Here is a 9,539-nt window from a genome sequence, read left to right as displayed (position 1 = left end):
TTTTCAATCCCTGGAGGTTTAGCTCAGCTGGGAGAGCGTCTGCCTTACAAGCAGGATGTCGGCGGTTCGATCCCGTCAACCTCCATTGGTTCCGTGGTGTAGGGGTCAACATGCCTGCCTGTCACGCAGGAGATCGCGGGTTCAAATCCCGTCGGAGCCGTTTTTACTTTCTGGAAAGTGTGCTATACTTCTTACAAGATGTCTAGCTTCACGGGTTAGCCCTTCGGAATTTAGATAAATCGTACCTATTGCGCTCTACGATGCTCATACGGAACGATTTCCTAAAATTCTTTCAGGTCTGAACGAACCCGTTCTGCTTTTCTTAATATTCTGGTCTGATAGCTCAGTTGGTAGAGCACTTGATTGAAGCTCAAGGTGTCGGCGGTTCGAATCCGTCTCGGACCATTTTTTTATATGATGGAGGGATAGCGAAGTGGCTAAACGCGGCGGACTGTAAATCCGCTCTTTCGGGTTCGGCAGTTCGAATCTGCCTCCCTCCATTTTTTTGGATCAAATTATTAATATAGGGGTATAGTTTAAAGGTAGAACTACGGTCTCCAAAACCGTCAGTGTGGGTTCAATTCCTACTACCCCTGTTTTTAAGTTAATATCATGGCGATCGTGGCGAAGTGGTTAACGCACCGGTTTGTGGATCCGGCATTCGTGGGTTCAATTCCCATCGGTCGCCCTCTTTATTGGGCTATCGCCAAGCGGTAAGGCAACAGACTTTGACTCTGTCATTCGTTGGTTCGAATCCAGCTAGCCCAGTTTTTTCAAACATTTTCAAATAGCAACATCTCGGCGGTATAGCCAAGTGGTAAGGCACAGGTCTGCAAAACCTCTATCACCGGTTCAAATCCGGTTACCGCCTTTCCATAACAACAAAATGGAACATTGCATTCTTCATAATCATGCCGGCGTGGCGGAATTGGCAGACGCGCTGGACTCAAAATCCAGTGCCCGCGAGGGCGTGCCGGTTCGACCCCGGCCGCCGGTATCAGACAAATAAGTTTGTGACGATGATTTCATCGTTGCAAGCTTATTTTTTTGACATATAGGAATTTATAAAATTTTCCAGAGTGAAAAGTGCATCACCATGGGTATTTCGCAAGTTTGTAAAATTTTCAGCCTCCTAAAATGATGGCCAGCTTCACGGGTTAGCCCTTCGGAAATTATTAATCAAGGAACCCATTGTCTCTGCGAGCCAATGATACTGTTCGACTAACCTGCTGACGCAGGAAGTCTCTCAGCATATTGCGCTCTTCGATGCTCAGTTGCATGGGACTCTTAGGGATTCATCCCTTAGAGCCCAGTATAAGGTGACCATAGGGAACGTTGCGAGGTCAGATTTCCTAAATTGTCATGACTCTTGCGATTTCAATCGCTTAGAGGCATGATACACTTGACCGATTAGGTCACAGTGTTTCCTTACTCTGGGCTGAACGAACCCGTTCAGCTTTTCTTATATAAAGAATTGTAGTTTGAGCTATAATATAACCAGTGAATTTATTTACGAAAGTAGGTAGGGTGATGAGTATTGTTATCAGGAAATATAGTATCAATGATTTGGAGGAAATGACAAAAATTTGGAACTATGTCGTAAGGGAAGGGAAGTATTTTCCTCAAGAAAACGGCTTATCAATAAAGAAGGCGGCAGCTTTTTTCGAGGAACAGACGTTTACCGGTGTTGCGGAAGAGGATGGTGAAATAGTTGGTTTGTATATTCTTCATCCGAATAATATCGGACGTTGTGGTCACATTGCGAACGCTTCTTATGCTGTCAAAGCAGATCAAAGGGGGAAACACATCGGAGAAAAACTTGTGATGCATTCGCTGGAGAGGGCAAAAGAATCAGGCTTCCGCATCATGCAGTTCAATGCTGTTGTTGCCAACAATAAGGGGGCGATTAGCCTTTATAAAAAGCTGGGCTTCAAAGAGTTGGGAATCATTCCAAGAGGCTTCAAAATGGATGACGGTAGTTTTATGGATATCGTTCCGTTTTATTTGGAACTGGTTTGAGTCACTAGTTGTTAGCGCTCAATGTGAGAAGGGATGATTGAATTATAAATATATCCGATGCTACAAAAATAAATGAAAACCATCCAAGGGGATATTGAATTACCCGCTTGGATGGTTTTATCATTATACCAGCAAAAACAGTCTAAACTAATGTACCCAGTGCGCGGATTGTTCGCGCTGCTGTTCCCATTGTCTTTTTTGATTAGGTATGGTCCTGCTCGTAGTGTTCTATCTTCTTGTTCAGTGTTTCCAACGTTTTTCCTAGTTCATTGTAACGTTCTTGCATTTTTTTCTGTTCTTCGATCAGGATTTCTTTCCTGGCAGCGACGGTTTCCAGGCCTTTGTTGAACAGGGTTGTGTATTCAATCAAGGATTCAATCGACAAACCGGCATTGCGCATGCACTTGATGAAATCGATCCAGCCAAGATCGGATTCTGTATATAATCGGACGCCACCCTTGCCCCGCGTCACAGGTGGAATCAGGCCGATCCGTTCGTAATAACGCAAGGTTACTGCTGTCAGTCCTGATTTTTCTACTGCTTCTGAAATATTCATGTTTTTCACCTCCAGATTGGTAAATATCTGCATGTACTAAGCATACAACTTAAAGTGAAGGTTAAGTCAATTAAAACTTTCAGATGAATCAAAAGAAAACGGTTCTCAGCTCCAATGAGGGCCGTTCACCGTAGCAGCTGGAGCAACACCGTCACTTGTGCTGTACGTACCAAATAAATAAAAAACGAAAACACGCACAGCCTCTACCGGTGTGCGTGTTTTGACATTTCTAACGTTTTTAAGTGGTTTGGGTTTCAAGAATGGACGATTTTTCGTCGACCTCAAAGTCTTCCTGCCGCAACTGTTTCCGCTTGAATGCGTAAAAAAGGATGATCAGCAGATTGAAGACAACCAGGATCGCCAACAGGATGAACAGATCCACAGAGATGCTACCGCCGATGCCGAACAATTGGCGGTAGGCATCGATCGAATACGTCATCGGTAGATAGGGATGGATGGCTTCAAAGAAACTGTTGGACAACTGGATCGGATAAGTACCGCCCGATCCCGATAGCTGCAGGACGAGAAAAATCAGCATCAAGAAGGAGCCGACTTTATCGAACAGCAGATTGAAGAGCATGACGATGGAAACCGAAACGAAGGCGGTCAAAATGGTGACTAACAGCGTCTTTTCGATCGACAACGGCGCTAAACCATTCACCTTCACCAAAAGTGCGACCATGATTACAGCTTGGCCGACACCGACAGCCGCAAGTACAGAGATTTTGCTGGCCCACCAGCTGATGCCGTTTCGCGGATATTTCTGCGGCGTAAAGCTGTCGTACATCAGGTTCAGGCTGATGGAGCCGACGAAGAGGGCGACGGACATCATGTAGGGAGCCATGCCGGAGCCGTTGTTGGCGACCGGAGCCGTTTCGATTTGGTTCGCGATGACCGGTTCGACCATCATTGCGTAGGTGTTTTCGTTTGCATCGACTTCATTCAGCGCGGCGCTGCCGTCCAGCAGTTTGGCACCGAGTTCGTCTGTGCCGCTGAGCAAAGATACCAGGCCGGTATTGAGTTGCTCCGACCCAACCGCTAATCTGGCGGAGCCGTCACTGATTTTTACAGCACCGTCAGCAAGTTGGTTGGTCCCATCGGTCAGCAGGTTGCCGTTTTCGACCAACTGCATGGTTCCGTCGGCCAGTGCCTGTGTGCCATTCTGGAGTTCCATTGCGCCTGCTGCGAGGGTTCCGGTCTGTTCATTCAGGGTGTGCAGACCGGCGCTTACTTGTGCATTGCCTTCCGTCAGGCTCTGTCCCCCTGCAGCCAATTGTTCGGAACCGGTTGTAAGCTGGTTCAGGCCGGCTGAGAGTTTCTGGGATCCGCTTTGTGCGCTTCCGATGGCCGTCTGCAATGCTTGGGCGCCGCTCAGAAGCGCTTGGCTTGTCGTTCCGAGTTGGTCAAATCCCGATACGAGTGTTGTAGCTCCGCCGTAGACAGCGGCATAGCCGGTCGATAGGTTGCTGACGCTGCTTTGAAGTGCGGCAACCTGCTGCGCGATGGCAGAAGCATCGATAACGCTCAGCCCAGAAAGACCGTTGAGGCTGGTAGTGATCGATTGGACAGAGTACGCTTGTTCATTTGCGACGGTCGCCAGCTGTGCAGAGACAGCTTGGCTGACTGCAGCTTCCTGCTCAGCGGTCAATTCGGTTCCACTTTGGGAGATCGCAGTCATGATGGCTGCGGTATTGTTGACGGGGTCCACCGAGGCCGTGATAGTGTTGAGCTCGGTTTGGACTGCCGCAATTGTGCCTGAGAGGCCGTCCAGTTGGGACAGGACAGTCCCCAAGTCCGATGAAAGATTGGAGTGTTTGAGTTGGCTGTCGAGCGTTTCGATACCGTTTTTCATTTGGTCGAGTCCACTCTGCAATGCAACCAGTTTTGCCTGTTGTTCAGCACTCGTGAGACTCGTGTTCAGTGCAGCCAAGCCTGCTGTCAAAGCTTTACTGCCATCCGCCAGTTGGCCCATGCCGCTGTTCAAACTATCCATGCCTGCCGAAAGCGTAAGGCTGTTCGTGGCCAAGCTGGAAAGCCCGGTACTCAACGATGCACTGCCGGCAGCCGTTGCAGAAGCGCCAGCGTTCAGTTTGCCAACGCCTGTTTCCAACGCCGGCATGGCGGCTGTCAGCTTGGCGGTGCCATCGTTCAGTGCTTTGGCGCCGGCATCCAACTGGCCGACTCCATTCAGATACGTCTGCAAGCCGACTGCCAGCGTCTCTGCTCCGTCACGGAAGGTGAGGGTGCTGCCCGCCAGCGTTTCGAGGTTTGCTGTAATGGTCTCGTTGCCTTCCTTGATCTGGGCTGTACCGTCGCTGAGCTGCGCGCTGCCGTCAGCAGCAGCAGTCATCCCATCTGCGACGGTCTGCAGCTGGTCAAAGACGGTTTCGGCGTAGATGGCCGTCACTTCATCGGAGATGGTGTCCTTGATTTCGTTTGCCGCAGAAGCGGTCAGTTTGGAGGCAATGTAGCTTCTGCCAGCGCTGGTGCTGTAAGTCAATTCCATCCGCTTGGGTGTTTCATCCAACAAGGTGGTTGCATTTTCCGAGAAGTCCTCCGGGATGGTGAGCGCCATATAGTAGCTGCCATCCGCCAGTCCGGCTTCCGCTTCTTCCTGAGAAACGAAATCGAAGTCCAAGGCATCGGATTCCTCCAAACCGGCGACAAGCGAGTCGCCTACCGCCAAAGTTTCCTCATTATAGTTGACGGCCTTATCCTGGTTCACGACGGCGACCGGAAGTTCGGCCAGTTTACCGTAGGGATCCCACATGGAACTGAGAAAGAGGACGGTGTAAAGGGAAGGGATCAGGCTGATCCCGAACAGAATGATTAACATTTTTTTCGATTTTAAAACAGATTTCCATTCTTGCTTCAACAAGATCGTGCACTTCCTTCATTTAAATTTCTGCAGACAGGACGATGGCTTCCCAATCTACGTTTTCGACCCTGTCCGATCCTTCGACCAAGAGGGAATCAAGTGTGTATTTCTGCAAGCGGGCTTTGAATTGCTGCTCTGCATCGAAGAATACTGAGAGGACTTCCTTCTTTTTGTTCTTGATTTTATCCGCTCGCAAGAACACCTTTTCGGCCAGATTGGTGGGGCGGACAAAGCTGTGGGTTCCTTCGATTGCTTCATAGATATGCAGCATTGTGATTTCTTCCGGCATCCGGTTCAATCGGAATCCGCCATCTTTGCCTGACTCTGAATCGACTAAGCCTGAAACGACAAGGGAGCGCATCACTTTCTTGAGATAGGAATCGGAAACTGACAGACGCCTGCTTAGGATAGCGCTCTTGATCGGGCGTCTATCGATTTGAGTCGCTAACATGATCAGTATGCAAATGGCTTGTTCCACGCCGCTTTTCATTTTCATCATTTTCGCCTTCTTTCGTAGATGTATTTCATCCATGGATGTATTTTATCGCTCAATAAAGAATTGTTCAAGAAAAAGTTTATAATTGTGATGCAAAAAAATAACCGAGCAAGCCAAAAAGGCGGTTTGCTCGGTCTTTTCCTTAATTATCAGAATATTTCAATTTTGCGTTTGGAAGGTATAGTAGGTTCTTTCTTCGGAAGCACCAAGTTCAAAACGCCTTCTGTCAGAGTAGCGGTTATGCCTTCTTCGTTGATGCCTTTCAGATAAATTTCCCTGTGGACGGAACCCGAAGAACGTTCTTGGCGGATGATTTGGCCTTTTTCATCTTTGTCGACTTTTTCCGATTTGCGTGTGGCTGAAATGGAGAGAATGTCGTTTTCATAATCCACAGTGATATCCTCTTTGGCATAGCCTGGCAGATCGGCGGTCACTTGGTAGTTATCCTCGGTTTCGTGGACATCCATTTTTATTTCCTGGAAGAAACGATTTTGGAACAGCGAACCGGTGTCCGACAGCAAGTCGAAGAAACTGTTGCTTCTGCGTAACTCATTTGACATTTGAAAAATCCCCTTTCGTTTTTTTGAACATTTCTTTCATCATCAGTATAAACCTTCAGACATCAGAACTCCACAATTTTGAATACGGTTCCATTTTATGCGCCTGAAGCAAAAGCTGATTCCAAAAGGTTTATATGGTAAACTGTTAGAGGAGTTTTGAGACAGTAAGCGCCTGACGCCGTATGAACGCGCGGGCCGAGAAAGGGTAGTATATCATGAAAAAAATTGAAGCGGGCAGTCTCTATCTGAAAAAGCATCGGACCCTTTTCCAGTGTCCAATCTGCAAAGCGGACTTTGAAAAGGTGGACGGGCATAGTATTATTTGCGCGAATGGACATCACTTTGATGTTTCCAAAAAGGGGACCCTGCATCTTTTGATGAAGGGCGGCCAGAACGAATACGGCAAGGAAATGCTGTCGAGCCGGAAAAATTTGGCGGACACCGGTTTCTTTTTCCCATTGTTGGATGCCGTATATGCCCATATCGACAAGCCGGAGTCGGCGACGGTTCTGGATGTCGGTTGCGGGGAAGGGTCGCATCTGCATTATTTGACCGAAAAAGGCTTGAAGAGGACAAAAATAGGCTTTGATATTTCGAAGGATGCGATCCAGTTGGCGGCCAGCAACTTTTTCCCGGATGCTTTCTGGTGTGTGGCCGATCTGGCGCATTCGCCTTTTGCAGAGAGTGCTTTTGATGTCATCTTGAACATCTTCTCACCATCGCAGTACCAGGAATTTGACCGTGTTTTGAAACCAGGCGGCAAGGTCATCAAAGTTGTGCCGAATGCACAGTATCTGATCGAATTGCGGGAGCAGTTGTATGCCCTGGATACGACAAAAAGAGAGTACGACAATCAACAAGTGGTGGATCGATTCTACGAAATCTATCCGGATGCAATCAGCGAAGAAGTAGCTTATAGTGTGGCTCTTGATGCGCAAAGCTATGGCTGGCTGATGGAGATGACGCCTTTGTCATGGGGTGCTTCTGAAACGGCGTTGGCAAATGCGGCGGCAAATCCTTTGAAGTCCGTCACAGTGGCAGTCACACTTTTGGTCGCCAGCAAGTCAATCTGATTTATGTACAACCGGACTATGACCTCAATTTTCAGAAAAATGTTGACACAGCGGTGTGATATGCTATAATACGTATATCATTTTGTAGCCATTATTATCGTTTTGTTTGACAAAATGACCTTGACCAACGTATCGCATTCGCCGTGCCTGACACCGAAACGATACGTTTTTTTTGTGCGTATTTTCGCAATCTTTTTCGGAGGTCGACAAGGACACCGAACGGTACATAAAATACTGATTGTCAGGAGTATAGGAAATGGATTTTGCAGCATTAAAGGCTGAAATAATAGAAGAAAGCAAAAAACTCGGAATCGATAAAGTTGGTTTCACGACTGCCGAACCTTTTGAATATATGTTGGAAAGTCTGAAGGAGCAGCATGCGAAGGGCCACACTGTCGGTTTTGAGCACCCGGTTCTGGAGGAACGGATCTATCCGGACCGGATATTCGATAACCCGCAAGCAATCCTTTCGATTGCGCTAGCTTATCCGAGCAAAATGACCGAAAAGGCTGAGCGGGTGCGCGGAGAACGCCGCGGCAATTTCTCGCGCGCTTCCTGGGGGACTGACTACCATGTCATCCTCCGCGAAAGGATGGACCGATTGATTGCTTTTATCCAGGAAAAGATGCCGGATGCCCGCTTCAAGCCGATGGTGGACACGGGCGAGCTGATCGATACAGTGGTGGCGCAACGGGCTAGATTGGGCTTCATCGGCCGTAACGGGCTGTTGATCACGCGCGAATTCGGGTCCTATGTCTACTTGGGGGAAATCATCACCGACATTCCTTTCCCAGCGGATGAGCCGGGTGTCTTCGGTTGCGGGGAATGCACGCGCTGTGTGGACTTCTGTCCGACCGGAGCGATCCTCGGTAATGGCCAACTGAACCCGAACATTTGCCTTTCCTACCAGACGCAGACAAAAGGGTACATGCCGGAAGAATACCGCCAAAAAATTGGCCATGTCATTTACGGATGTGATATCTGCCAGCAAGTCTGCCCGTATAACCGCGGCATGGATCATCATTTACATCCCGAAATGGAGCCTGAACCAGCAAGCGTCACGCCCGTGTTGCAACCGATGTTGACGATTTCGAATCGGGAATTCAAGGAGCAGTTCGGTCATCTGGCAGGCTCATGGCGCGGCAAAAAACCGCTGCAGCGCAACGCTGTCATCGCCTTGGCGAATTACCGCGACCGGACGGCGATTCCGGAACTGCTGCGGATGATCGAGCAAGATCCCCGTCCAGTGCTGCGTGGAACGGCTGCTTGGGCTATCGCGGAGATTGTACGCGAGCCTAATCCGGAAATGTTGGCTTTTTTCTCCGAACGGCTTATAATCGAAACGGATGAAGAAACCAAAGCTGAAATGGAGAAAGCGTATCTGAAAATGCTTGAAATCCAGAAAACAGATTAATCTAACAGAATAAAGGAGCCTCATTTATGACCAACCATATCGTACTATTTGAACCGCAGATCCCTGCGAATACAGGCAATATCGCGCGCACTTGCGCTGCAACCAACACTACTTTGCATCTGATCGAACCGTTGGGCTTTTCGACCGATGATAAGCAGCTGAAACGTGCCGGGCTTGATTATTGGCATGACGTGAACATCATCCATCATGCGGATCTGGCGGCTTTCCTCGACTATTTGGGCGATCGCCAGCTCTATCTGATCACCAAGTTCGCCGACCGCATCTACAGCGAGGCCGACTTCACGAAGGACGAGGACATCTTCTTCATCTTCGGCAAAGAGACGACGGGCCTACCTGAATCTTTCATGCAGGAAAACGCTGAAAAATGCCTGCGCATTCCGATGAACGATGAGCATGTGCGCTCCCTGAACCTGTCGAACACAGCCTGCATGGTGGTCTACGAGGCGTTGCGTCAGCAAGGATTCCCGAATCTGGAATTGACTCACACGTATGAGAACGATAAATTGAAGGGCTAAAGCCTCA

General features: G+C 48.6%; 8 protein-coding genes and 9 tRNA genes. 13 read left to right on the top strand and 4 right to left on the bottom strand.

Features of this window, described 5'->3' with window-relative positions:
• Positions 1–12 precede the first annotated feature (12 nt).
• From BMZ71_RS03445 to BMZ71_RS03400, 10 genes are all read left to right on the top strand, one after another.
• Positions 13–85, top strand: a tRNA-Val gene (locus BMZ71_RS03445).
• Between the two features lie 2 nt (positions 86–87).
• Positions 88–160, top strand: a tRNA-Asp gene (locus BMZ71_RS03440).
• Between the two features lie 172 nt (positions 161–332).
• Positions 333–405: transfer RNA gene (locus tag BMZ71_RS03435), tRNA-Phe, on the top strand.
• 14 nt (positions 406–419) lie between these two features.
• Positions 420–500: transfer RNA gene (locus BMZ71_RS03430), tRNA-Tyr, on the top strand.
• A 25-nt stretch (positions 501–525) separates the two neighbouring features.
• Positions 526–596, top strand: a tRNA-Trp gene (locus tag BMZ71_RS03425).
• Between the two features lie 19 nt (positions 597–615).
• Positions 616–688, top strand: a tRNA-His gene (locus BMZ71_RS03420).
• Between the two features lie 8 nt (positions 689–696).
• Positions 697–768 (top strand) — tRNA-Gln (locus tag BMZ71_RS03415).
• Between the two features lie 32 nt (positions 769–800).
• Positions 801–871: transfer RNA gene (locus tag BMZ71_RS03410), tRNA-Cys, on the top strand.
• 42 nt (positions 872–913) lie between these two features.
• A tRNA-Leu gene (locus BMZ71_RS03405) sits at positions 914–997 on the top strand.
• 503 nt (positions 998–1,500) lie between these two features.
• Positions 1,501–2,019, top strand: coding sequence for a GNAT family N-acetyltransferase (locus BMZ71_RS03400; protein WP_245734373.1), 519 nt, complete (start codon positions 1,501–1,503; stop codon positions 2,017–2,019).
• A 202-nt stretch (positions 2,020–2,221) separates the two neighbouring features.
• Here BMZ71_RS03400 and BMZ71_RS03395 read toward each other — a convergent pair whose 3' ends face one another.
• The 4 genes from BMZ71_RS03395 to BMZ71_RS03380 form a co-directional block, all read right to left on the bottom strand.
• Positions 2,222–2,575: a MerR family transcriptional regulator gene (locus tag BMZ71_RS03395; RefSeq protein ID WP_086988273.1), complete on the bottom strand. Its 354-nt coding sequence runs from the start codon at positions 2,573–2,575 to the stop codon at positions 2,222–2,224.
• Between the two features lie 238 nt (positions 2,576–2,813).
• Complete coding sequence (locus BMZ71_RS03390) at positions 2,814–5,453, bottom strand: YhgE/Pip domain-containing protein (RefSeq protein WP_086988274.1); 2,640 nt, start codon at positions 5,451–5,453, stop codon at positions 2,814–2,816.
• A gap of 19 nt (positions 5,454–5,472) precedes the next feature.
• Positions 5,473–5,952: an RrF2 family transcriptional regulator gene (locus BMZ71_RS03385; protein ID WP_245734372.1), complete on the bottom strand. Its 480-nt coding sequence runs from the start codon at positions 5,950–5,952 to the stop codon at positions 5,473–5,475.
• Between the two features lie 146 nt (positions 5,953–6,098).
• Entirely contained in the window at positions 6,099–6,509 is a 411-nt protein-coding gene (locus BMZ71_RS03380; RefSeq protein WP_086988276.1) for an Hsp20/alpha crystallin family protein, read from the bottom strand.
• Positions 6,510–6,724: 215 nt separating this feature from the next.
• On the opposite strand from BMZ71_RS03380, the gene BMZ71_RS03375 reads away from it, so the two are divergent.
• From BMZ71_RS03375 to trmL, 3 genes are all read left to right on the top strand, one after another.
• Positions 6,725–7,582 (top strand): methyltransferase domain-containing protein, encoded by an 858-nt coding sequence (locus tag BMZ71_RS03375; protein WP_086988277.1) that lies wholly within the window; start codon positions 6,725–6,727, stop codon positions 7,580–7,582.
• Positions 7,583–7,838: 256 nt separating this feature from the next.
• Entirely contained in the window at positions 7,839–8,996 is a 1,158-nt protein-coding gene (gene queG, locus BMZ71_RS03370) for a tRNA epoxyqueuosine(34) reductase QueG (RefSeq protein WP_086988278.1), read from the top strand.
• 26 nt (positions 8,997–9,022) lie between these two features.
• Positions 9,023–9,532, top strand: a complete 510-nt coding sequence (gene trmL / locus BMZ71_RS03365; protein WP_068559865.1) for a tRNA (uridine(34)/cytosine(34)/5-carboxymethylaminomethyluridine(34)-2'-O)-methyltransferase TrmL — start codon at positions 9,023–9,025, stop codon at positions 9,530–9,532.
• Positions 9,533–9,539 lie beyond the last annotated feature (7 nt).

Origin of the sequence: Trichococcus flocculiformis (genome assembly GCF_900113645.1) — a bacterium.
Classification (GTDB): domain Bacteria; phylum Bacillota; class Bacilli; order Lactobacillales; family Aerococcaceae; genus Trichococcus; species Trichococcus flocculiformis.
This window is presented reverse-complemented; position numbering and strand designations above follow the sequence as displayed.

What these genes read in the sequence shown, in the direction of transcription:
- BMZ71_RS03395 (WP_086988273.1), bottom strand. Translation starts at nt 2,575, where the DNA reads ATGAATATTTCAGAAGCAGTAGAAAAATCAGGACTGACAGCAGTAACC.
- BMZ71_RS03385 (WP_245734372.1), bottom strand. Translation starts at nt 5,952, where the DNA reads ATGATGAAAATGAAAAGCGGCGTGGAACAAGCCATTTGCATACTGATC.
- BMZ71_RS03380 (WP_086988276.1), bottom strand. Translation starts at nt 6,509, where the DNA reads ATGTCAAATGAGTTACGCAGAAGCAACAGTTTCTTCGACTTGCTGTCG.
- BMZ71_RS03375 (WP_086988277.1), top strand. Translation starts at nt 6,725, where the DNA reads ATGAAAAAAATTGAAGCGGGCAGTCTCTATCTGAAAAAGCATCGGACC.
- queG (WP_086988278.1), top strand. Translation starts at nt 7,839, where the DNA reads ATGGATTTTGCAGCATTAAAGGCTGAAATAATAGAAGAAAGCAAAAAA.
- trmL (WP_068559865.1), top strand. Translation starts at nt 9,023, where the DNA reads ATGACCAACCATATCGTACTATTTGAACCGCAGATCCCTGCGAATACA.